The following is a 23,125-nucleotide window of genomic DNA, read 5'->3' as shown; positions in this document are numbered from 1 at the left end:
ACCTCTGCCTATTTTATTTATTCATCTCATTCCTTCATGATTGTGCGCACGTTGTCTATTATTTCATCCAAAGCCTTTTTCGCTGCAGCTTCATCGAGCATAATACCTAATGCTCTAATCATAGGTACAGAATAATCCCCTTTCATTTCTACAGTGGTAACAAGTAAATCTATGCTGCCACCAGAAAGTGTTTCTTCTACATCAGTCACTCTGCACAAATTAACGGTGACCTCCTTGCTAAGCCCTTCTTCTTTCAGACGATCTTCAATTTCTTCCCTCAGATAATTTGATGTGCAGATACCTGCACCGCAGCAGCAAAGAATTTTTACTTTTTTACTCATAATCATTCATCCTTTTTTTTATTTTGTAATTCTGGTAATATATAATGCAAGTGTCATGCCAATTACAAAAAAAACATTGCTTTCCCTTTATTCTAATAGGTTTTTTTTCTTTTATTCTTTTTCATTATTACACAAATTTTATATTTTTTACAAAACTTTTAAATAATTGTTACCAAAATAATATCCTGCCCAGCTATTCAAAAAGAAAGCAGCTGTTCCATTTATATACTATATTGTAAGCTGAAGTATCGGCATATCCGCAGCCAGTGAAAAAACACTTGTCAAAAAAATATTACATTTTATTAAAATTTATGTTAGTATAAAGTAATATTTATTCTAAAGGGAGTTATGTACCTATGCATTATGAATTTACAGCTGATTATTTGACCGGAATAGAATTTATTGATAATGAACATCAAAAATTATTTGATATCGCAAATGAAACATTTGATCTTTTATCCAATAATTTTGTTAATGACAAATATGACCGTATTATAAGTCTTATCAGTGAACTGCGGGAATATACGATCACTCATTTCGCCGATGAAGAAAAATATATGGAAAGCATTCAATATCTTCACAGATTCAGTCATAAACTTGAACATATAAAATTTGTAGAAAAACTGAATTCTATAAATCTTGAGGAAATCGATATAAATCAAAAAGACGGTATAGTTGATCTTCTTCAATTTTTAGTAGAGTGGCTGCAAAATCATATAAAGAAAAAAGACTGCCGCATTCAAAAACAATAAAACATTACCCTCCACATAAAAATCCCTTGAAGAACAGACAATGAAGGCTGTACTTCAGGGGATTTTCTTTTCCATGTCCAGTTTTTCCGTATACTAGCTCTCTGTAAAGTAATACAGCAGCGATGCTGCCGCCATTGCTCCTCCAACCAGAGCAGTAAGCAGCCAGCCGCCGTAAGAATATGACCAGCTGCCCAGCAGTGAACCGGTTGCTCCGCCGACAAAAAAAAGCGCCATGAATACACCGTTTAATCTTCCGCGTACCTTGTCACCTAGCGAATAAATAATCCTTTGGCTTAAAACAAGATTACCGGAAACTGCCATATCAAGAAGTATGGCACAAAGAACTAATATGGCCAAAGCTATTGCCGATTTTCCAGTAAATATCGCAGCACCTATAAATGAGATCATAGCTGTGATCATAGCCGCACCAGTGAGCGGAGCTGTCTCGCCTCTGTCTGCAAATCTTCCTGCGATCGGAGCAGCGATAGCTCCCGCCACTCCGGCAAGTGAGAATAATGCCACCCCTTGATGAGTCAACCCAAAATTATCTGCCAGCCATAAAGGTACCGCTGCCCAAAATAAACTGAACGAACCAAACAGCGCGGCCTGATAAAAAGCGCGCCTCCGTAATATAGGCGTATCCTTAAACAACAGCCACAGAGAATACAAAAGAGCCTTATATTTTATCCCTGCGTCTGGCTTGCGTTTCGGTAATGTTAATGCCAGAACGATTCCTAAGGCCACTGTTACTGCCGCCGAGATCAAAAACACTGCCTGCCATCCCCATATTCCCGCGATGAATCCAGATACAGGGCGTGCCAGCATTATTCCCAAAAGTAATCCGCTCATAACTTTTCCTACTGTTTTACCTCTATTGGCTTCATCTGACAAATAGGCTGCATAAGGGACAAGTATCTGCGTAGCAGTGGATCCCAATCCTACTGCCACAGCTGCCAGAAGAAAAATGGCCGCACTTTTGCTTACAGCGGAAACAATAAGCGCTGCCACAGCTATCATCATTGTAAAAATAACCAATCGGTGGTTTTCGACCAGATCCAGAAGAGGCACTAAAAATAATAATCCGAGTACATAACCAATCTGAGTAAATGTTACAATAACTCCGGCAAAGGATAATGGCAGTCCTAAATCCATACCGATCGATGCAATCAAAGGCTGCGCATAATAAAGATTTGCCACTATTGTACCGCAGGCAGCAGCTAATATTACAATAATGTAATCATTAGGTGCTTTTTCATTTTTTATTTCATTCATTTTTTATACCCCTTTCCTGTTTATAAATAGTAAACTATTAGTTCACTATTTATAAACAGTATATAATAAACGTATAGTTTTGTAAATAGATTGATTTTCTTTTTTTTTTATATCTAGTATAATAATAACTGGTCGTTTATCATTATTTACAGCAGCGTATATTAAATTTTATGATAAAATGATATTTTTTTCAATTTAAACAATGTTTTAAAAATGCTGTCTGTCAGTTATTGCAGCATAATTTATTATATATGGAGGCATTCATTTTGAAAAAGAGGGGCAGACCTCGCGATAAAGACACCGAACAGGCCATTTTAAAAGCTTCATACGATTTACTTTTGGAAATGGGTTTCGTAAATATAACTGTAGAAAAAATCGCGGAAAAGGCAAAAGTGAGCAAGGCCACCATATATAAATGGTGGCCCAATAAGGCAGCTGTTATCATAGACGGTTTTCTCTCAACTGCCACAGCCAAACTTCCTATCCCCAACACTGGTTCAGTTATTGAAGACATCACTCGCCAGTCGATCAATCTGAGTAATTTTCTATTAAGTGATGAGGGCAAAATTTTGAATGAACTGATTGCACAGGGACAATTTGACAGAAGAATGGCAGAAGAATATCGTGCCAGATATTTTATTCCGCGGCGCATGAAAGCTGCTCAAATTCTACAAAATGGCATAAACCGAGGTGAATTGTCTGCCGACACCGATTTGGAATTATGCATCGATATGATTTTTGGTCCGATTTTTTATCGGTTATTGATAACAGGGGATATATTGAATGAAGACTATATCAGGAAATTAGTTCACTGTTCATTTTACGGAATAAAAAAATGCTAGAGGATATTATTTTTTATGCTTATTATTAATGACTATAAGGAGAGATTGTATGAACATCCGCATTATTAAATTTTTGTGTTTGGGGCTGGCAGCAATTTTTTTGACAATCGGCTGCGGAAAAAAGGAAGCGCCGGCAGCTATTGCTCCACTGGTAAAAACCCAAAAAATAGACGCGGCTTCTGATTCACTCTCCAACACTTATGCAGGTTCTGTACACGGGCGATACGAAACGAACCTGTCATTTCAGGTTGGTGGAAAAATTTTGCAGCGCACTGTTCAAGCTGGTGACCGTGTTCATGTCGGTGACATTTTGATGACACTTGATAGCAAAGATATAGTTCAGCAAGTCAATCAAAGCGAAGCCAAAGCAGAGGCGGCTTATGCGGAATTACAGCTGGCCAAAGCTAATCTTAGCCGCTATAATCAGTTATTCGCACAAAACGCAGTGCCAAAAGCATCGCTTGATCAATATCAGACAACCTATAATTCAGCACTGGCGGGTTATCAGCAGGCAACAGCACAAACTTTTCAGGACCGTAACTCCTTATCATACACTAATCTTACAGCTGATGCCGACGGTGTCATTTCTGCCATTGACGCAGAAGCCGGTCAGGTGATTTCCGCAGGTCAGACTGTGCTGACCCTTGTTCAGACTAATGAATTGGAAGTTGAAATAAACGTTCCTGAAAATAGCATAGGTGAACTTGCTGTGAACGCACATGCACTGGTATCTTTTTGGGCACTCCCTGATTCTTCTGTCGATGGCACTATCAGAGAAATCTCTCCCGTGGCTGACCCGACAGCCCGAACCTACCGCGTCAGAATTTCTTTGCCGCAGCCTCCCGATAACCTAAAATTGGGCATGACAGCAGGCGTCGTCTGCACTTTATCTGACACTGCGTCCAGCACTTATATCCTGCCGCTTTCTGCTATCTATCAGACAGGAAATAATCCTGAGGTATGGATCGTAAGTGAAGATAAGACAGTATCATTAAAACAAGTACAGGTTTTTTCCTTTGATGAAAATCACGTAAAAGTTCTGGGACTCAATAACGGTGATATAGTTGTAACAGCCGGTGTCCAAAAACTGCGCGATGGTGAAACTGTCCGCCTTGATGATAGTAACACGAAAGGCAGCAACACATGAAAAATCTCACAGAACTTTCCCTGAAAAATAAAGATTTGGTATGGTATTTTATTATTACCGTCATTGTTGCAGGCATATTTTCTTACAGCAGACTCGGCCGTATGGAAGACCCGGCATTTACTATCCGGGAAATGGTCGTTTCTGTCAGCTGGCCCGGAGCAACAGCCAAGCAAATGGAAGAACAGGTAACAGATAAGCTGGAAGAAAAACTGCAGGACACACCGGGGCTTGACTACCTGAAAAGTTCATCGCGGCCCGGTTCTTCGGTCATTTATGTGACACTTCGTCAGAATATTGACAGCTCCAAAATACGCGACACCTGGAAAGAGGTGCGCAATCTGTGTGAAGATGAAAAAAAAGACCTTCCTAACGGCGTCTACGGTCCCTTCTACAATGATCGATTCGATGATGTCTACGGTTCTATATATGCCGTAAGCGGCGATGGTTATTCATATGAGGAACTGCGCCAGCATGCGGAACGGGCACGCCGCCTTCTGCTCAATGTTCCCAGCGTTCAAAAGGTAGAATTGCTGGGTGTCCAAAGCGAGAAAATTTATATAGAAATAAGCAATATAAAACTTGCCGAGCTTGGCATAAGTCCACAAACTGTGTCTAATGCGATAAAGACGCAAAATGACATAACTCCGTCAGGCATGATAGAAACATCTTCTGATAATGTTTATCTTCGCTTCAGCGGTATATTTGACAATCTGGAAGATATCAGAAACCTGCCTGTCAATGCCGGAGGAAAAATATTCCGCTTAGGCGATATCGCAAAAATAGACCGCCGTTATGCCGAACCAGCCGATCCGAAAATGTTTTTTAATGGTAATCCTGCAGTCGGTATAGCCGTATCTATGGAACCGGGCGGAAATATATTAACACTCGGCAGCAATCTAAATTCTCTGATGGCAAAAATACAGGCGGATATGCCTCTTGGCCTCGAGATCGATCAGGTCTCCGATCAGCCGACTGTGGTAAGAGATTCAATAGATGAATTTATAAATACTCTGCGTGAAGCAATCATTATTATCCTTGCCGTCAGTTTCCTGAGCCTAGGATTGCGAACAGGACTTGTCGTCGCCGGCTGTATACCTCTTGTTTTAGCCGGAGTGTTCGTGATGATGTATATATTGGGGATTGATCTGCAGAAAGTTTCTCTGGGCGCATTAATTATTGCACTGGGCTTGCTGGTCGATGATGCGATTATTGCCGTGGAGATGATGAGTGTCAAGCTGGAAGAGGGCCTTGACCGCTTCAAAGCTGCCTGCTATGCATTTAAAGCCACTGCCAAACCCATGCTGACCGGCACACTGATTACCTGCGCCGGTTTCATTCCCGTTGCTTTTGCAAAAGGAATGGCCTCAGAATTTTGCAAGAGTCTTTTTCCGGTGATAAGCATTGCCCTGATTATCTCATGGCTTGTATCTGTGATAGTGGCCCCCTTGCTTGGCTATCACCTTATACGGGTCAAACCTAAAACAAATACCATGGGACAGATTGATCCATATCAAAATAAATTTTATTTGTTTTTCCGAAAAGTTCTCATCTGGTGTCTTGAACATAAAAAAATCGTCATAATTTCTACCTTCTGTATCTTTGCTCTTTCTATTTTCTCCCTTCGCTACATACGGCAAGAGTTCTTTCCGCCCTCACTGCGTCCTGAGATAATTGTAGAAATGCAGCTGCCTGAAGGCTCCTCATTAACGGCGTCTGAAAATGAAGCCAGCAAATTTGCCTCATTTTTAAACACGCAGACTGATATTATAAACAATTTTTCTTATTATGTGGGACAGGGTGCTCCTCGTTTTGTTCTGACTACCGATCCTCAGCTGCCTGCCAATAATTACAGTCAATTCATCATTGTTGCCAAGGATGTCAATACGCGCAAGCAGCTTGCCTCAATCATTGATAAAGAACTAGCCGATAATTACCCTGACATAAGAGGTAATATCAAATTTATTCAGACCGGGCCGCCGGCAGACTATCCTGTAATGCTGCGCGTATCCGGTTACAATGAAGACAAGGTGCGCGATATTGCCGCTAAAGTAGCTGATATAGCGGCCTCTGACACCAATAATGAAGATGTGCATTTTGATTGGAATGAAAAAAGTAAAATTATGCATCTGGAGCTTGATCAGGATAAATTGCGGGCCATGGGCATATCGGGACAATCCATAGCGCAAATGCTTTACACCGAAATCTCCGGCGCCACAGCTGCTCAGTACTATTCGGGAGATCGGACAATAGATATAATGCTTCGCCTCAAAGACAGTGATCGTCAAAATCTCTCTGACATAAAAAATATTCCTGTTTATCTTGGCAGCGCCGGTTATGTTCCTTTGGGACAGATAGCCAAAATAAACTACGCCGCAGAAGACGGACTTATATGGCGCCGCAACTTGCTGCCCACGATCACGGTAGAAGCAAATATCAAGGAAGGTACGGCTAACGACGCAGCCCAAAAAGTTTATGCCGCGACGAAGGCGCTGCGAGATTCTCTTCCTTTGGGCTATAGTATAGAAGCAGGAGGTTCTCTTTCTGACAGCAACGATTCTGTACAATTCCTCCTGGTGCCAATACCTGCCATGCTTTTTGTGATAATGACACTTTTGATGATACAGCTTAGGAACGGCAAACTCGTACTACTGACACTGCTTACTGCTCCTCTTGGTATAATCGGTGTAGCTTTCGGCATGCTCATGCTGGATAAAGCAATGGGGTTTGTCGCTCAGCTGGGCATACTTGCTCTGAGCGGTATGATCATAAGAAATTCCGTTATCCTTATTGACCAAATCCAAAAACATCTTAAGGATGGCGAAGCTCCCTGGGATGCTGTTATTGATTCTGCCATCCTTCGTTTTCGCCCTATCATGCTTACTGCCGCAGCAGCCATTCTTGGCATGCTTCCTCTTATGTACAGCCCATTCTGGGGACCTATGGCTGTGGCTATAGCCAGCGGTTTATTGATAGCAACCATACTTACTCTGCTGGTATTGCCAACGATGTACGCCGCCATGTACAAAGTAAAAAAATAACACTTTCAGTGTCCATAAAAAATGCCCTCTGCTAAATCGCAGAGGGCATTTTACTTATAAAACAAATTATTTTACTATCGGAAATCAGCCGAGAACAACCATTGCTTCGCCAGCTTTAACGCTCTTGCCTACTTCAACGTTAACTGCCTTTACCGTACCTGCTGCAGGTGCTGTAATTTCATTCTGCATTTTCATAGCTTCAAGAATCAATACTACATCACCGGCATTAACAGCTTGTCCGACTGCAGCAATAACTTTTGTGATCTTACCAGGCATAGGAGCTGCAATGGTCGTGCCGCCTGCAGGAACAGCAGCAGGTGCTGCCGGAGCCGCTTTAGGTGCAGATACGACAGGAGCTGCGGGAGCTGCTTTAGGTACAGATGCTGCAGGTACTGCAGCGCCTTTTACTTCTTCGATTTCAACTTCATAAGAGTTGCCATTTACAGTTACGTTAAATTTTTTCACAAGATATTCCTCCATAAATGTGTTCTTTTTATTTACAACAGTTCAGTTAAAAATATCAAACTGCGGCACGGCGGGCAGCCATGACCCATGCTTCACTGCGTTCAATTCTGACGGCCGTGACCTTTTTACCGACAATAGCTTCAACAGCAGCGGTAATAGCAGCAATAACTTCTTCGCTAATTTTACTGTCTTTTTCCATCAATTGCACACCCCTTTATTATAACGGCACATTGCCATGTTTTTTAGCCGGGCGATCTTCACGCTTACTGGCAAGCATATTAAGAGCTGTGATAATACGCGGTCTCGTTTCAGACGGTTCTATTACCATATCAACATAACCACGTTCTGCAGCTTTATAAGGTGTAGCAAATTCTTCGATATATTCAGCAGTTTTCTGTTTCACATCCGGGTCTTTACGGAAAATTACATTAGCCGCACCGGCAGGTCCCATTACAGCTATTTCAGATGTAGGCCAAGCCATTACCTGATCAGCCCCCAAGTCACGCGAACACATAGCAAGATAAGAGCCGCCGTATGCTTTACGTGTAATTACTGTAACCTTAGGCACTGATGCTTCACTGTATGCATAGAGCATTTTAGCGCCGTGACGGATGATACCGCCGTATTCCTGATCTGTCCCAGGTAAAAAGCCAGGAACATCAACAAGATTGACAATAGGGATATTAAAAGCATCGCAGAAACGAATAAATCTTGATGACTTATCCGACGCATTAATATCAAGGCAACCAGCCATTACATTCGGCTGATTGGCGATTATACCTACGCTGCGTCCGTCAAAATGAGCAAAGCAGGTAATGATATTCCGCGCATAATGTTCCTGAGCTTCATAGAATTCACCATTATCGACAAGCATGCGGATGACATCCTTCATATTGTAAGGCATATTGGGATTGTCAGGAATTACCGTGTTAAGACCTTCGTCCATACGTGAAGGATCATCACCGGTATCTGCCTGAGGCGCATCATCCATATTATTGCTCGGCAGGAAGCCAAGCAGATAACGTATCTGATTCAGACAGTCTTCTTCCGTATCAGCCGCAAAATGCGCTACACCAGAAGTGCTGTTATGCGTCATAGCTCCGCCTAATTGTTCCGCGGTAACTTCTTCGGCCGTAACTGATTTTATTACTGCCGGTCCTGTTATAAACATCTGGCTAGTATTTTTTACCATGTAGATAAAGTCCGTGAGAGCCGGAGAATAAACTGCACCGCCCGCACATGGTCCCATGATTACAGATATCTGAGGTATCACACCTGATGCTAATGTATTTCTGAGGAAAATTCCGCCGTAACCGCTTAACGCATCCACTGCTTCCTGGATACGTGCTCCGCCTGAATCGTTGATGCCGATTATAGGCGCACCCATTTTCATGGCCATATCCTGAACTTTCCATATCTTTTTGGCATGCATTTCGCCCAAAGACCCGCCTTCAACGGTAAAATCCTGTGCAAAGGCATAAACCAAACGACCATTTACTGTACCGTAACCGGTAACAACACCTTCGCAGGGAAGATCCTTTTTTTCCTGACCAAAATTAGTACAGCGATGTTTCACAAATTGATCCAGTTCAACAAATGTTCCTTCATCAAACAGTATTTCAATGCGTTCACGAGCTGTCAATTTACCTTTGCCATGCTGCTTTGCAACACGGTTCGGACCGCCACCCTGCATATTATGTTCACTTTTCGATCTCATAAGATCGATCCTATCCTGAACTGTGGCCAAAATTATACCTCCTCATAATTCATCTTAAAAAGATTGACTTTTCAAGATCAATATATCAATTTTTCCCTGACGCCTTGGCGTCTTTTCGTCTTCACAAATATTTCAGACAATTAGTATCCATTATATATAATGATTTTGAAACTTATTTCCAGAAATAATTATTTTTTACGCTGACAAAGTTCAAGCAACACACCGCTTGCTTTTGGATGAATAAAAGCTATAGCGGATCCGCCTGCGCCATAACGAGGTTTTTCATCGATCATGCGTGCGCCTTTAGCCTTAAGATCGGCAATAGCCGCTTCAATATCATCAACACGAAGAGCGATGTGCTGTATTCCCTGACGTCCGCCATTTTTTTCGAGGAACTTTGCAATAGGGCCATCCGGTGAAGTTGATTCCAAAAGTTCTATTTCTGCTTCTCCTGTGGGAATAAACGCAGTTTTAACTTTTTGTTCAGCAACTTCTTCTTCACCAGTACATGCTAAACCAAGAACATCAGTATAAAACTTCTTTGCCTGTTCTAAATCCGGTACTGCAATACCAATATGATCAACACATTCAACTTTAAACATTTGTACAGCCTCCTGCAAAACTTAATTTATTGTTTCAATAACTCATTCATCAATTGATGAACAATAGTATATGGATCATTGCGATGTTCTTCAATATCCTTCAGACAGTTGTCAAGCCTGCCTGTCTTCACGATATTTTTAGTGATATAAGAGCCTATGGAAGCTTTCAGCAATTCCAAAAGTTCCGTTTTAGTTCTGTCATGACGCCTCTGTGCTAATTTGCCCGTTGCCCCTATATGTGCATAATGTTTTTCAATCAGAGCAACAAGCTCGTTAATACCTTCACCCTGACTTGCAATAACCTTCTGAATGGGCGGACGCCAATCCAGTTTTTCTCCATCAAGATCAAGCATCATATTAAGTTCAGCCTGAAGCTTATCGGCCCCGTCATGATCTGCCTTATTGATGGCAAACACATCGCCTATCTCCAGTATACCCGCCTTTATCGCCTGAATATCATCACCCATACCCGGTATAAGCACTACCATAGTAGTGTCGGCCGCTTTGACGATATCGACTTCCGACTGTCCAACACCAACGGTTTCAACAAAGATAACATCCTTGCCAAAAGCGTCTAATGCTTTTACAGCATCCGCTGTTTTATGTGATAACCCGCCAAGGCTCCCGCGAGTTCCCATACTGCGAATAAAGACACCTTCATCAAGTGTAAGGCTATTCATTCTTATACGGTCACCCAAAATAGCTCCGCCGGAAAACGGACTCGTGGGGTCAACAGCGATTATGCCGACTGTTTTTCCCATGTTGCGGTATGCTCTTGCAAGTTTATCTGTCATAGTTGATTTCCCCGCACCCGGAGGTCCGGTAATGCCAAGGACAAAAGCGTGCCCCGTGTGAGGATAAAGTTCTCTCATTATGGATGATGCTTCTTCATATTCATTCTCTATCGCCGTAATGGTACGGGATAAAGCCAGCTTTGATCCATTTAAAAGATCTTTTACTATATCCATGCTAAACACCACCTTTGATATGAATGAAAGTTGTCATATAGCTGAAACCTCATTTCAGATCTTCGAATTGCATCTTGCAGTCTGAGCAGATTTTCACTTACTTTGCGCAAAAAGTTCTCAGTCCCGCACTTATAAACATCTTGCCCTCTCATAGAAATAAGAGGGCAAGATGATACGTTTTTTTATTTTACGTGTGCTTTGATAAAATCAACAATATCACCGGTGGATGTACCCGGGGTAAATACTTCGGCTATACCCGCTTTTTTAAGAGCAGGTATATCACTTTCCGGAATAACACCGCCGCCGACAATCAATACATCCTTCATACCTTTTTCATGAACAAGTTCTACAACTTTCGGAAAAAGATGCGGATGCGCGCCTGACAGTATACTCATAGCAACAACATTGACATCTTCCTGCAAAGCTGCTTCAGCTATCTGTTCAGGCGTCTGACGAAGGCCTGTATATATAACTTCAAAACCAGCATCACGCAGCGCACGAGCTACAACTTTAGCTCCGCGATCATGTCCGTCAAGTCCAGGTTTTGCAACTAATACTCTAATACGTTTTTCCATCATTAGTCCCTCCGACAATCTCTATATTATAAGTTTGTATGTGCTTCGTATTCGCCAAATACTTTACGCATTACACCGCAGATTTCGCCAAGTGTAGCATAGGTTCTAACCGCATCAAGAATATAAGGCATAAGGTTTTCATTCTCATCTTTACAGGCAGTTTCCAATTCAGCCAAGGCTTTTGCAACCGCATCATTGTTACGTTTTGCCTTCATATCAGCAAGTTTTTGTTTCTGTTTTTCACCAACAGAAGAATCAACTCTCAGGAGGCCTTCAACAGGTTTTTCTTTAACTTGGAACTTGTTGACGCCGACAATGATTTTTGCGTTAGATTCAACATCCATCTGCCATTTATAAGCGCTGTCTTGAATTTCTTTTTGAATGTAACCTTTTTCTATAGCGGCAACAGCACCGCCGATTTCATCAATTTTCTTGATATAATCCCATGCTTCCGCTTCAATTTTATCTGTCATTGACTCAACATAATAAGAACCTGCAAGCGGATCTATAACATCGGCAAGACCACTTTCGTATGCAACTATCTGCTGAGTGCGCAAAGCAACCATAACTGATTGTTCCGTAGGAAGAGCCAAAGCTTCATCGCGGGAATTTGTATGCAGAGATTGTGTGCCGCCCATTACTGCTGCTGCCGTCTGAAGCGCAACACGAACAATATTATTGTTCGGCTGCTGGGCTGTCAGCATGGAACCTGCTGTCTGAGTATGGAAACGAAGCATCATTGATTTCGGTTTCTTCGCATTGAAACGTTCTTTCATGACTTTCGCCCATATACGACGGGAAGCACGGAATTTGGCAACTTCTTCCAAAAGATTATTATGCGCATTCCAGAAGAAGGAAAGACGTCCGGCAAAGGCATCTACGTCCAAGCCAGCCTTGATCGCGGCTTCAACGTAGGCAATACCGTCACTGATGGTAAAAGCGATTTCCTGAGCAGCAGTGGAACCTGCTTCACGGATATGATAACCGGAAATAGAAATTGTATTCCATTTCGGTACATTTTTCGAACAATATTCAAAGATGTTGGTGATAAGACGCATGGACGGACGAGGCGGGAAAATATATGTGCCGCGGGCAGCATATTCTTTCAGTATATCATTTTGAATAGTACCTTTAAGCTGTTCAGCCGTTACACCCTGTTTTTCCGCAACAGCGATATACATTGCCAAAAGTACGGATGCCGGTGCATTAATGGTCATTGATGTAGAAACCTTGCCGAGATCGATTTTATCGAAAAGAATTTCCATATCAGCAAGTGAATCAATGGCAACACCGACTTTACCTACTTCACCTTCGGAGATAGAATCATCGGAATCATAGCCTATCTGCGTAGGCAAATCAAATGCACAGGAAAGTCCCGATGCACCGGATTCGATCAAGTAGCGATAACGTTTATTTGATTCTTCAGCTGTTGAAAAACCTGCATACATGCGCATAGTCCAGAAACGACCGCGGTACATTGTGGGCTGAACACCGCGTGTATAAGGGTATACACCCGGGAAACCGATATCATCGGCATAATCATTTTTTTCGATATCAAGCGGAGTATAAAGACGCTGTTCGGGAAGATTGGGCCGTTCCGGGAACCTTGCGATTGCTTTTTCCGCGCTGGCATTATACTGGGTTAATTCAGCTTGAATCTTTTCTTTTTCAGTGCTCATAGTTATTTTTCCTCCTGGACTGTTATTTACTCGGATTATATATAAAGACTTTTTTATCTATCCGATTATAAACCAAAACCATCAGTTTTTTATATCTCAGCTATTATTTCATCGATCCTGTTTCCACAAATTTCTGATGCCACGACAAAGCCTCATTCAGCAGATGAGGTGTCTGTGCATGTTTAGTGGCAGAATCGGCTCTTTCAAAATAGTCTAGCAGCATCGGCTTGAAATCCGGGTGTGCACAATGTTCAATAATCTGCTTTGCACGTTTGCGCGGAGAAAGACCGCGCAGATCAGCAAGGCCCTGCTCGGTAACTATAACATCAACATCATGCTCTGTATGATCAATATGAGAACAGAACGGCACTATTGATGATATTTTACCGTCTTTTGCCGTTGATCCTGTGCAGAAGATGGTAAGATAAGCATTACGTGCAAAATCGCCCGACCCGCCGATACCATTCATCATTTTTGTTCCCATAATGTGTGTGGAATTTACATTGCCGTAAATATCGCATTCAATAGCTGTATTCATGGCAATAACGCCTATACGGCGGGCAACTTCCGGGCTGTTCGATATTTCTTCCGGACGCAGAACAAGATGCTTCCTGTATTCTTTTATATTTCTATAAAAACGATCCAAACCTTCCGGGGAAGGGGACAAGGCTGTGCCTGATGCAAAACTTAATTTACCAGCATCAATCAAATCAAGCATACCATCTTGAATTACTTCAGTATAAACAGACAGATCTTTCAGATCCGATTCAACAAATCCGTGGATAACAGCATTAGCTACATTCCCCACACCTGACTGAAGAGGCAGAAGGTTTGCCGGCATACGCCCTTCCTTAATTTCATTATTGAGCAGATCAGTAATAAAATGAGACATATGTTTGGAATTATCATCAATTTCACCTAAGGGACGTGTGTGATCTTTTATATCACATGGTACGATGAATTTGATTTTCTCAGGATTGCATGGTATGTACGGTGTACCTATGCGATCATTGGGCTTTACGATAGGGATAGGCAGGCGATGCGGCGGATCAAGCGGTACATACACATCGTGCATTCCTTCAAGTTCGAGAGGCTGCGTAACATTTACTTCTACAATTACAACATCAGCCTGCTGTACAAAAGAAGCCGTATTGCCCATTGAAGTCGTAGGAATAATATTGCCTTCTTCGGTTATCGCACAAGCTTCTACAATCGCTACATCCACGCTGCCGCCCATATAACCGTAACGTGCAAATTGTGCCGACTCGCTCAGATGCATATCAATATAATCTACATCACCGCTATTGACACGATTCCTCAATTCCTTGTTTGTCTGGTACGGCATACGCTTTGCAATTCCATTGACCTTCGCCAGAGCACCGTCTTCTTCGGCACCGGTTGAAGCCCCTGTCCATAAATTGATTTTAAACGGTTCCTTTTCCATGCGTTTGGCAAGAGCCGTCGGAACAGCTTTGACATAACCTGACGGAGTAAAACCACTGGTTGCTACATTCATTCCGGGTTTAATGTAGGCAGCGGCTTCTTCGGCACTAACGATCTTAGATCGCAATTCTTTATTGCGTACGCGATCGAGAATGTCAATCATCAAATATTCTCCTCCCCATGAATCAATAACTATAAATTTAATTACTACACTACCGGCAAAAACAATCGCCGATGACGTCATATATAGCCTCCCGCCATTTTTTAACTATAATCAAAGTGAATAGTAATTATTTACTTCATTTATAGTTAATAGTACAGCAAAACGACCATATTTCTACAATTGTTAGGATACCACCAGATAATAAAAGCGTCAAGCAATTTAGCCAAAAAACAAAACCTAATTGTATATAATTGTGAAAAATTATACATAAAAGTAATCGTTTTACAGCGGCATTCAAGAGTGTCGCGTCCTGCAAAAAAATGAGGGCATGACCCTAATGAGGTTTTCTCGTGATATGATATGACAAACAGGATAGACCGATGGACAAATCTTCATTCACTATGTGCATATCATCAGGAACCTTCATCCTGATAGGCGCAAAATTCCATATTCCTTTTATTTTAGCTTTGACCAGCCTGTCGGCTACTTCCTGAGCAAATTGTCCGGGAACTGTAATAATACCTATATGGATATTCAATTCCTTTATAGTCTGTTCCAACAAAGCAACATCTTTTACTTTGACGTGATTTACGGTCTTCCCAATTATATTGGGTTCATAATCAAACAGCGCCACTAAATTAAACCCTAATGAAATAAAATTATGATAATTAGCCAGAGCTGACCCCAGATGACCTATGCCTATAATGGCTATATTCCAATGATTATCAAGTCCTAAAATATTACTGATACTGTGCTTTAATTCATTTACATAGTAACCCACGCCTTTTTTGCCGAATTGTCCAAAGGATGCCAAATCCTTGCGTATCTGCTCCGGTGTAATCTCCAGTCTGCGTCCGAGTTCTTCAGATGAGATTACATCAAGACCTTCATCCTGAGCCATGCGCAGTGCCCTCAGATATAAAGGCAATCTGTCTATAGTAGCCTTTGATATATCTTTCATTATACTTTTCGCCTTCTCCCTTATCCGATTAACTTTCAGTCATAGGGCAAACAGGCTGAGCTGATGCCACAGCACCAATTTGCCTGAATGTAAATTTATAATATCATAAACTTCTGCAAACCTTCAATACAGCTAAAATGATTTCAAATTATATGATTTATTTTTTTCGATCTCCTCATTGGAAAGAGCGGGCAATATGCTAAATCCTATACGCCTGTTTTTCATACCTTCACGTGCAGTCAGCAATTCCTTATTTTGCAGCAATGCCGAAATCACTGCAATAACTGACCAGAAAAACATGGACAGCCGAGTATTGAAAAGAACAAAATCAGTTAAACCATTGAGTGCTATAGCCGAAAGTGCCAAACCACAGCCCAGTAATGTTCCGCGCAAAAAATTGGTAGGCAGCCGTTTATAATTCAGCAGAGCACGCCATATGCTGCCGCCAAGACAGACTATAAAGGAAAGAAGACCGATAATCCCTGTTTCTGCTGCAATATTAAGATACATATTATGCGCGTGTACTATTTTTATAAAATTTCCCTGCATATAAAAATCATAGGACGGATAAACAAAATAATACGCACCCCATCCTATACCCAAAAGTGGGTGGTCCAATACCATTTCCACCGTGCTCTCCCACAATGCCAGTCTGAGCTCAGAAGAAGTATCAATGGTAGTAAAAACAGAAGTCATTCGATCAAACAAAGCCGTATCTAAATACATCAGCACAGCCAATACAGCAACAAGGGGTAAAATAATTTTCTTTTTGCAGAAAATTCCATATGCTGCTATCACCGCAACTATACTCAGACATGCACCTCTGGCATAGGTAAATCCTAAAATAATCACAGCCAATATAAAAAAAACACCGATTATCAATCTTGCTTTTTTTTCATCAGTATATATAAAAATACCAAAAGCTATTGCCATAACCATATTCAAATAACCGGCCAGAATGTTAGGATTCTCCCACGTGGAAAAAACACGCATTGTCATTTCGGGAAAAGCCTGCATATCTGTCCAGTCCATACCGGCTGTATTGATACCGACAGTATATTGAAAAAATCCGTAAAACAGTACCAGTACAGCTGAAATACCTATGGAAAAAATAATTTTCCTGATTTGTTCTTCAGTTACTATGCATTGTACAGCCAAATAATATATCAGCAGGTACTTTCCAATAAGATGATAGGCATTGTAAAAACTGAACATTTTCTGCGGTGAATTAATCACTGAGAGAAAAGCAATACACACAAAAACCGCCAGCGGCAAATCTATATGTGTCCGTTTCCATTGCCAACCGGAAAAATAGACTTTCAACAGATAAAAAAACCATCCCAAGAATAAGGTATAGGCTGCCCCGTCGCCGCTGAATGGCAAAAGGAAAAGTGTCACAAGCAACGCATAAAACATCATTGTACCTGAATCTTTGGCATATTTATTTCTTTTAAAAATATTCATATATCTCCTAAAGAATCACAAGTTCTCAGTTATCCTTATAACATTTCAGAAAGATGCCATATCAAATATTTCGTTTTTCATTTTCCTTGATTTCACATAAGATATGACGCAATTCACCTATCAGATAAAGTGATCCGGTAAGACATAATAAACAGCCCTCCTGTGTCAGTGCCATTGCTTTTGTTAAAGCGGCCTGCCTGTCTGTCTCCACCTGCACATATTTAATATCCAAGTTTTGAGCCCACTCTGAAGGATCGGCCATACGCGGTGAATCCGGTTCTGTGGCGATGACTATATCATTCGGACGCAGCAGTGTTTTCAGCATCACAGCTACTGCCTTATCCTTTAATATTCCCAACACAAAAACACGCTGTTCATCGGGAAAATACTTATCCAAATTTTGTCTGAGCATAAGTATCCCCGCCGGATTATGCGCACCGTCAATAATTATACGCTTATTATTTATGTCAAATTTCTCAAATCGTCCCGGCCATCTTACGTTTTCCAAGGCTACTCTTGCGGACTCTGCTGTTATACGCCGTTCATCATTGGCAAGCAAATATGCCGTCATTATCGCCAGTGCCCCATTCCGCACCTGATGATCTCCCAAAAGATTGAGCGCAAATTCCTCTTTAACGCCGAGAATGTTAGAAGCAAACGCTATATACTGTCTGCTGCCGTCATAGCTGAGAAATTGTGCCTGAAAATCAGTATCCTCAATAAAAAGATCCGTATTTTTTTCAGCGGCCTCCTGATGCAGTATATCAAGTGTCATACCTTTTGCATCGGTGACTACGGGTATTCCGTCTTTTATTATCCCGGCTTTATGATGTGCTATTCCTTCTAGTGTTCCTCCGCAGAAAGCAGCATGTTCAAAAGCAATATTAGTAATGACAGACACTTCCGGCAATACTACATTAGTAGAATCAAAAAGACCGCCGAGACCGACTTCGATAACGGCATATTCCACTTTATTTACCGCAAAGCATAAGAAAGCTGCGGCAGTCAGCACCTCAAACTGCGTAGGCGATTCCATGCCTTCATCGATCATTTGATCGGCAAAAGTTTTTACAACTCCTATACAATTAGCAAATGCAGCCTTGCTCACCGGTGCTCCGTCAATTTGAATCCGCTCCGTATAGGAAAAAAGATGTGGTGAGATATACAGGCCTGTCTTTATTCCTGATTGATGTATAATTCCGCTGATCATGGCACAGACCGATCCTTTACCGTTGGTCCCTGTCACGTGAATGGTTTTATATTTGAGCTGCGGTTCATCGAGCAGCTCCACCAGCCGTTTTATTCTATCAAGCCCCAGTCTGGTGCCGAATTTATTCAGTTCATTAAGATATGACAATGCTTCCTGATAATCCATTTTTCCTCACAAGGCCGCCAGATAAGTCAAGCGTTCCTGTACCGCTGCTTTCTTATCAGTATAGCCCTTTTGTTTCTCCTTCTCTTTTTCTACTACTTCTGCCGGAGCTTTGGCCAAAAAACCTTCATTGCTTAATTTCTTTGCAAGGCGCTCTATTTCCTTATCGAGATTTATCATTTCCTTGGTAAGCCGTGCCGTTTCCTTTTCCACATCGATCAGTCCCGCCATCGGCAGATAAACTTCAACCCCGCTGACTACAGCTGTCATCGCATTTTCCGGCTTGACCATGCTGTCTGTCCATACGGTCATCGGTTCGGCAGCCGCAAGAGATGCCAGATATCCCTTATTTTCTACAAAGGTTTCCTTTAAACTGCGATCCGCGAAGAATAAGATCACTTCACTTTTCCTGCCGGGTACGGCATTTACCTGCGCACGTATATTTCTTATTGCTTTGATTGTTTCCATGACAGCCGTCATATTTTTTTCAGCGGCAGCATCTATTTTTCCATTTTCCCCATCAGGCCACAAGCTCGTCATGACACTTTCTCCCTCATGAGGTATATGCTGCCATATTTCTTCCGTTATAAAAGGCATAAAAGGATGGAGTAATCTCAATGTATGTTCCAGCACATAACCCAGGACATATTGTGCCGTCTTTCTTGCAGCTATATTTTCCTTATCATAGAGTCGTGCCTTGCTCAATTCTATATACCAATCACAAAATTCATTCCAAATGAACTCATATAAAGATCGGGCAGCTTCGCCCAGCTCGAAATTCTCCAAATTTTTCGTTACAGATGCTGCAGTATGTGCATACCTGCTTAATATCCATTTGTCCGCCAGAGTGTATTCCGCCTGTTCAGGAACAAAGTCCTTATCGAAACCTTCCAGATTCATAAGCATAAATCGAGATGCATTCCATAACTTATTGGCAAAATTGCGTGCACTTTCCACACGTTCCCAATAAAAGCGCATATCATTCCCGGGAGTATTTCCCGTTATCAGCATAAAGCGCAATGTATCCGCTCCGTATTTTTCGATAACCTCGACCGGATCGATTCCGTTCCCGAGTGACTTGCTCATCTTGCGTCCTTGAGAATCACGCACCAGTCCATGAATAAACACATGCTTAAAAGGAATATCTTCGCCAAACTTCAATCCCATCATTACCATGCGGGCAACCCAGAAGAAAATTATATCATAACCTGTCACAAGCACACTTGTCGGATAAAACTGTTTCAATTCCTCTGTTTTTTCCGGCCATCCCATCGTTTCAAACGGCCATAAACCGGAACTGAACCATGTGTCCAGAACATCTTCGTCCCTGCGCAGATGATTACTGCCGCATTTTGTGCACACAGTGACATCATCACGTGAAACTATCGTTTCTCCGCAATTATCACAATACCATGCAGGTATTTGATGTCCCCACCAAAGCTGACGGGAAATGCACCAGTCACGTATATTTTCAAGCCAGTTGCAATATATTTTAGTGAAGCGTTCCGGTACAAATTTTATTTTTCCGTTTTTTACAGCCTCTACGGCCGGTTTCGCCAATGACTCCATTTTTACAAACCATTGTTTGGAAATCATCGGTTCAACAGTTGTATCACATCGCGAGCAATGTCCCACTGCATGTTCATGATCCTCTATACCCGATAAAACTCCCCGGCTCTTCAAATCCTCGATCAGACGTCGCCGGCATTCATAACGGTCCATGCCGGCATAAAGTCCGGTATTTTCCGCCATTCTTCCATCATTCGTCATAACAAGTATCTGCTCAAGATCATGCCGTTGTCCCATCTCAAAATCATTCGGATCATGCGCCGGGGTGACCTTCACCGCTCCCGTACCAAACTGCGGATCAACATATTCGTCAGCAAAAAGAGGTATGAGACGTCCGACAACAGGCAGCACCAGCATTTTCCCGACCAGTCTTTTATATCTCTCATCCTCAGGATGAACAGCCACTCCTGTGTCACCGAACATTGTCTCCGGACGTGTAGTGGCTATCTCAACATATTCATCTGTACCTTCGACATTATAGCGGATATGATACAAATGTCCCATTTCCGTCTCATGTTCCACTTCTATATCGCTGAGTGCCGTATTACAGTGCGGACACCAATTTGTAATACGCGTCCCCTGATAGATCAGCCCTTCCTCATACAACCGGACAAAAACCTCTCTCACTGCCTTAGAACAGCCTTCATCCATTGTAAACCGTTCTCTGTCCCAATCACAGGAAGATCCCAAAGACCGCAGCTGGTACATTATACGGCTGCCAAATTTTTCCTTCCACTGCCATGCCCGTTCTACAAATTTTTCCCTGCCTATTTCATGACGTGAGGACCCTTCTTCTCTCAGCGCCGCGTCCACCTTTGCCTGTGTAGCTATACCGGCATGGTCGCATCCCGGCATCCACAAGGTATTATATCCCTGCATACGGCGAAAGCGTATAAGAATATCCTGCAAAGTGTTATCCATTGCATGTCCCATATGAAGCTGACCGGTGACATTCGGCGGCGGTATTACAATACTGTAAGGCTTCTTATCTTTTTGCACTTTTGCGTGAAATAATTTATTTTTCTCCCAAAATTCATACCATTTTTTTTCAAAACTCTGCGGATCATAAACCTTTGGAATGTTTGTCTCCTGCAAATTATTCCCTCCTAAAATAAAAAAACCCCTCCGTCCCAATAGGACGAAAGAGTATACTTTCGTGGTACCACCTAAATTTCTCTGCCATCGGGCAAAGCTCAAACGCCTAACGCCGCGCCGCACGTCCGCGGCTACTAACTTCACCGCAGAAGCTCTAAAGCTACAGCAACAAATTTTTGCGGAAAAATCTTTCAGCCTGAGGATTTTCTCTCTATACCGCATCCGTCCGTGCTCTCTTTTTCATAGCATTTTTCATATTTCAACGCCCTTATATTATCATAAAACTATAGAAAAAACAATATTGCCATTTCTGCCTTGCTTGACTAATATTTATTTTATATGCTACTGTGTATTTGGATGATATATTTATTTTGAGGAGTGATTCTATGAAAAAAATATCCCTTATTATAATATTCGCTTCAATATTCTATTTTTATCAAACATCCTGCCAGGCCATGCGTATTATCAGTGCTCGGGAGATTTCAGAATTTGCGTCTGACAATCTTTGGGGCGATGTTTTCAGCGTTCGTACCATGGGCCAATGGAATGAATATGTACGTTTCACATTCTTCATGCCCGACAGCTACAACGGAAAAGTACGCGGCAGCATGCTTGTTTCCGGCAGCGCCAATAACATTGAGTTTACTTTTTTACCCGGAAGCATCATAAAAATATTCGAATTCAAAGCAGCTGATCCCGATATGGTTTTTTGGATAATAAAAGACAATGCGCTCCAAAGCAATGGTCTTACACATGATTTTTACATGATAGGACCTTATAAAAGCAGCTATGCAACTTATGCCAGTATGGATAATATAGTGGGCATGGGCTGGAATAGTACAAATATGAAAGTACATTTACTCAACAGTGAAAATGCATGGCCCATTCTGCAAGGCTATGCTGACAACGGAAGCGGCAGTGTCCTCAGGGAGAACCTTGTCCTGTCATGGGATGACGCTGCCGACTGGTTCAGTATGACTGCCTATCCTTTGGATGCCTTTGTCACTGCTCCCATCCCAGGTGAATAGAACAGCGCTGTGAGGAAAACTTACTCTGCCGTTAATTCACTGGCAATCAACTTCTCTTCGTCTTTCATCGCCCAAAGTGTTTTTTCCAAAAGCTCGTCAAGAGTCCATCCCAGCATATCTGCTCCCTGTTTTATGATATCGCGCGAACAGCCGGCGGCAAATCTTTTATCTTTAAATTTTTTTTTCAGGCTTTTAAGTTCCATGTCCTGCACACTCTTCGACGGACGCATCAGCGCTGCAGCTCCTATCAGCCCTGTCAATTCATCACTGGCAAACATAACTTTTTCCATCATGTGCTCCGGTTTTATATCGACACAGATGCCATATCCATGTGAACAAACCGCTCGGATCAAATTTTCTTCAGCATTTATTTCCTGCAAAAGCTCCGGTGCCTTTCGGCAATGTTCCTGCGGATATTTTTCAAAATCAATATCGTGAAGCAGTCCCACAATTCCCCAAAAATCCGCCTCGTCTGCATATTCCAAATGTTCCGCATACCAATGCATAACCGCCGAAACAGTGGCTGCATGAAGCAAATGAAAATCTTCACTATTATATTTTTTAAGCAATTCCCATGCTTGTTTTTTCGTGAGCTTTGTCTGCATCATATCTTTTTCCCCCATAAGAATTTA

The 23,125-nt window shown here is 42.0% G+C and carries 20 protein-coding genes and 1 other annotated feature; of the genes, 5 read left to right on the top strand and 15 right to left on the bottom strand.

Annotated elements, in window-relative coordinates:
• Positions 1 to 26 precede the first annotated feature (26 nt).
• On the bottom strand, positions 27 to 341 hold the full coding sequence (locus tag I6758_RS00335) for a PTS sugar transporter subunit IIB (RefSeq protein ID WP_196603225.1): 315 nt from the start codon (positions 339 to 341) through the stop codon (positions 27 to 29).
• A gap of 356 nt (positions 342 to 697) precedes the next feature.
• Here I6758_RS00335 and I6758_RS00330 point away from each other — a divergent pair, with 356 nt between their 5' ends.
• Positions 698 to 1,093 carry a bacteriohemerythrin gene (locus I6758_RS00330; RefSeq protein WP_196603224.1) on the top strand — a complete coding sequence of 132 codons (396 nt, stop codon included), beginning with the start codon at positions 698 to 700 and terminating at the stop codon, positions 1,091 to 1,093.
• 93 nt (positions 1,094 to 1,186) lie between these two features.
• On the opposite strand, the gene I6758_RS00325 is transcribed toward I6758_RS00330, so the two are convergent.
• Positions 1,187 to 2,365 (bottom strand): MFS transporter, encoded by a 1,179-nt coding sequence (locus I6758_RS00325; RefSeq protein ID WP_196603223.1) that lies wholly within the window; start codon positions 2,363 to 2,365, stop codon positions 1,187 to 1,189.
• Between the two features lie 266 nt (positions 2,366 to 2,631).
• Between I6758_RS00325 and I6758_RS00320 the strand changes: the two genes are divergently transcribed.
• The 3 genes from I6758_RS00320 to I6758_RS00310 are packed head-to-tail and all read left to right on the top strand — an operon-like array spanning position 2,632 to position 7,392.
• The gene (locus I6758_RS00320; protein ID WP_231038432.1) at positions 2,632 to 3,207 is read left to right on the top strand and encodes a TetR/AcrR family transcriptional regulator; all 576 of its coding nucleotides are present in this window, start codon (positions 2,632 to 2,634) and stop codon (positions 3,205 to 3,207) included.
• Between the two features lie 49 nt (positions 3,208 to 3,256).
• Positions 3,257 to 4,354: an efflux RND transporter periplasmic adaptor subunit gene (locus I6758_RS00315; RefSeq protein WP_196603222.1), complete on the top strand. Its 1,098-nt coding sequence runs from the start codon at positions 3,257 to 3,259 to the stop codon at positions 4,352 to 4,354.
• On the top strand, positions 4,351 to 7,392 hold the full coding sequence (locus I6758_RS00310) for an efflux RND transporter permease subunit (RefSeq protein ID WP_196603221.1): 3,042 nt from the start codon (positions 4,351 to 4,353) through the stop codon (positions 7,390 to 7,392). Before I6758_RS00315 ends, I6758_RS00310 begins: the two co-directional genes overlap by 4 nt.
• An 84-nt stretch (positions 7,393 to 7,476) precedes the next feature.
• Here the strand turns inward: I6758_RS00310 and I6758_RS00305 are convergent, their stop codons facing one another.
• From I6758_RS00305 to I6758_RS00250, 12 genes are all read right to left on the bottom strand, one after another.
• Positions 7,477 to 7,857 (bottom strand): biotin/lipoyl-containing protein, encoded by a 381-nt coding sequence (locus I6758_RS00305; RefSeq protein ID WP_196603220.1) that lies wholly within the window; start codon positions 7,855 to 7,857, stop codon positions 7,477 to 7,479.
• Positions 7,858 to 7,912: 55 nt separating this feature from the next.
• Positions 7,913 to 8,056 (bottom strand): hypothetical protein, encoded by a 144-nt coding sequence (locus I6758_RS00300; RefSeq protein ID WP_196603324.1) that lies wholly within the window; start codon positions 8,054 to 8,056, stop codon positions 7,913 to 7,915.
• Between the two features lie 18 nt (positions 8,057 to 8,074).
• The gene (gene mmdA, locus I6758_RS00295) at positions 8,075 to 9,604 is read right to left on the bottom strand and encodes a methylmalonyl-CoA decarboxylase subunit alpha (protein WP_196603219.1); all 1,530 of its coding nucleotides are present in this window, start codon (positions 9,602 to 9,604) and stop codon (positions 8,075 to 8,077) included.
• A 158-nt stretch (positions 9,605 to 9,762) separates the two neighbouring features.
• The gene (gene mce, locus I6758_RS00290; protein WP_196603218.1) at positions 9,763 to 10,176 is read right to left on the bottom strand and encodes a methylmalonyl-CoA epimerase; all 414 of its coding nucleotides are present in this window, start codon (positions 10,174 to 10,176) and stop codon (positions 9,763 to 9,765) included.
• Positions 10,177 to 10,202: 26 nt separating this feature from the next.
• Positions 10,203 to 11,144: a methylmalonyl Co-A mutase-associated GTPase MeaB gene (gene meaB, locus I6758_RS00285; protein WP_196603217.1), complete on the bottom strand. Its 942-nt coding sequence runs from the start codon at positions 11,142 to 11,144 to the stop codon at positions 10,203 to 10,205.
• Positions 11,145 to 11,326: 182 nt separating this feature from the next.
• Positions 11,327 to 11,719: a cobalamin B12-binding domain-containing protein gene (locus I6758_RS00280; protein WP_196603216.1), complete on the bottom strand. Its 393-nt coding sequence runs from the start codon at positions 11,717 to 11,719 to the stop codon at positions 11,327 to 11,329.
• A 26-nt stretch (positions 11,720 to 11,745) separates the two neighbouring features.
• On the bottom strand, positions 11,746 to 13,398 hold the full coding sequence (locus I6758_RS00275) for an acyl-CoA mutase large subunit family protein (protein ID WP_196603215.1): 1,653 nt from the start codon (positions 13,396 to 13,398) through the stop codon (positions 11,746 to 11,748).
• Positions 13,399 to 13,501: 103 nt separating this feature from the next.
• Positions 13,502 to 15,004, bottom strand: a complete 1,503-nt coding sequence (locus I6758_RS00270) for an acetyl-CoA hydrolase/transferase family protein (RefSeq protein WP_196603314.1) — start codon at positions 15,002 to 15,004, stop codon at positions 13,502 to 13,504.
• Positions 15,005 to 15,338: 334 nt separating this feature from the next.
• Positions 15,339 to 15,989 (bottom strand): redox-sensing transcriptional repressor Rex, encoded by a 651-nt coding sequence (locus tag I6758_RS00265; protein WP_307223837.1) that lies wholly within the window; start codon positions 15,987 to 15,989, stop codon positions 15,339 to 15,341.
• A 108-nt stretch (positions 15,990 to 16,097) separates the two neighbouring features.
• Complete coding sequence (locus I6758_RS00260) at positions 16,098 to 17,429, bottom strand: O-antigen ligase family protein (RefSeq protein WP_196603213.1); 1,332 nt, start codon at positions 17,427 to 17,429, stop codon at positions 16,098 to 16,100.
• A gap of 61 nt (positions 17,430 to 17,490) precedes the next feature.
• Positions 17,491 to 18,804 (bottom strand): bifunctional folylpolyglutamate synthase/dihydrofolate synthase, encoded by a 1,314-nt coding sequence (locus tag I6758_RS00255; RefSeq protein ID WP_196603212.1) that lies wholly within the window; start codon positions 18,802 to 18,804, stop codon positions 17,491 to 17,493.
• 6 nt (positions 18,805 to 18,810) lie between these two features.
• Positions 18,811 to 21,465 carry a valine--tRNA ligase gene (locus I6758_RS00250; protein ID WP_196603211.1) on the bottom strand — a complete coding sequence of 885 codons (2,655 nt, stop codon included), beginning with the start codon at positions 21,463 to 21,465 and terminating at the stop codon, positions 18,811 to 18,813.
• Positions 21,466 to 21,501: 36 nt separating this feature from the next.
• Positions 21,502 to 21,718, bottom strand: a binding site (T-box leader).
• Between the two features lie 133 nt (positions 21,719 to 21,851).
• Here I6758_RS00250 and I6758_RS00245 point away from each other — a divergent pair.
• The gene (locus I6758_RS00245; RefSeq protein WP_196603210.1) at positions 21,852 to 22,493 is read left to right on the top strand and encodes a hypothetical protein; all 642 of its coding nucleotides are present in this window, start codon (positions 21,852 to 21,854) and stop codon (positions 22,491 to 22,493) included.
• A gap of 20 nt (positions 22,494 to 22,513) precedes the next feature.
• Here the strand turns inward: I6758_RS00245 and I6758_RS00240 are convergent, their stop codons facing one another.
• Positions 22,514 to 23,101, bottom strand: coding sequence for a hydrolase (locus tag I6758_RS00240; RefSeq protein WP_231038430.1), 588 nt, complete (start codon positions 23,099 to 23,101; stop codon positions 22,514 to 22,516).
• Positions 23,102 to 23,125: the final 24 nt, after the last annotated feature.

Source organism: Pectinatus haikarae, assembly GCF_015732185.1.
In the GTDB taxonomy this organism is placed as follows: Bacteria; Bacillota; Negativicutes; order Selenomonadales; family Selenomonadaceae; genus Pectinatus; species Pectinatus haikarae.
This window is presented reverse-complemented; position numbering and strand designations above follow the sequence as displayed.

Excerpts from the sequence above, each read along its gene's own strand:
- I6758_RS00335 (WP_196603225.1), bottom strand. The coding sequence starts at position 341 with ATGAGTAAAAAAGTAAAAATTCTTTGCTGCTGCGGTGCAGGTATCTGC.
- I6758_RS00330 (WP_196603224.1), top strand. The coding sequence starts at position 698 with ATGCATTATGAATTTACAGCTGATTATTTGACCGGAATAGAATTTATT.
- I6758_RS00325 (WP_196603223.1), bottom strand. The coding sequence starts at position 2,365 with ATGAATGAAATAAAAAATGAAAAAGCACCTAATGATTACATTATTGTA.
- I6758_RS00315 (WP_196603222.1), top strand. The coding sequence starts at position 3,257 with ATGAACATCCGCATTATTAAATTTTTGTGTTTGGGGCTGGCAGCAATT.
- I6758_RS00310 (WP_196603221.1), top strand. The coding sequence starts at position 4,351 with ATGAAAAATCTCACAGAACTTTCCCTGAAAAATAAAGATTTGGTATGG.
- I6758_RS00300 (WP_196603324.1), bottom strand. The coding sequence starts at position 8,056 with ATGGAAAAAGACAGTAAAATTAGCGAAGAAGTTATTGCTGCTATTACC.
- mce (WP_196603218.1), bottom strand. The coding sequence starts at position 10,176 with ATGTTTAAAGTTGAATGTGTTGATCATATTGGTATTGCAGTACCGGAT.
- meaB (WP_196603217.1), bottom strand. The coding sequence starts at position 11,144 with ATGGATATAGTAAAAGATCTTTTAAATGGATCAAAGCTGGCTTTATCC.
- I6758_RS00280 (WP_196603216.1), bottom strand. The coding sequence starts at position 11,719 with ATGGAAAAACGTATTAGAGTATTAGTTGCAAAACCTGGACTTGACGGA.
- I6758_RS00275 (WP_196603215.1), bottom strand. The coding sequence starts at position 13,398 with ATGAGCACTGAAAAAGAAAAGATTCAAGCTGAATTAACCCAGTATAAT.
- I6758_RS00270 (WP_196603314.1), bottom strand. The coding sequence starts at position 15,004 with ATGATTGACATTCTCGATCGCGTACGCAATAAAGAATTGCGATCTAAG.
- I6758_RS00260 (WP_196603213.1), bottom strand. The coding sequence starts at position 17,429 with ATGAATATTTTTAAAAGAAATAAATATGCCAAAGATTCAGGTACAATG.
- I6758_RS00255 (WP_196603212.1), bottom strand. The coding sequence starts at position 18,804 with ATGGATTATCAGGAAGCATTGTCATATCTTAATGAACTGAATAAATTC.
- I6758_RS00245 (WP_196603210.1), top strand. The coding sequence starts at position 21,852 with ATGAAAAAAATATCCCTTATTATAATATTCGCTTCAATATTCTATTTT.
- I6758_RS00240 (WP_231038430.1), bottom strand. The coding sequence starts at position 23,101 with ATGATGCAGACAAAGCTCACGAAAAAACAAGCATGGGAATTGCTTAAA.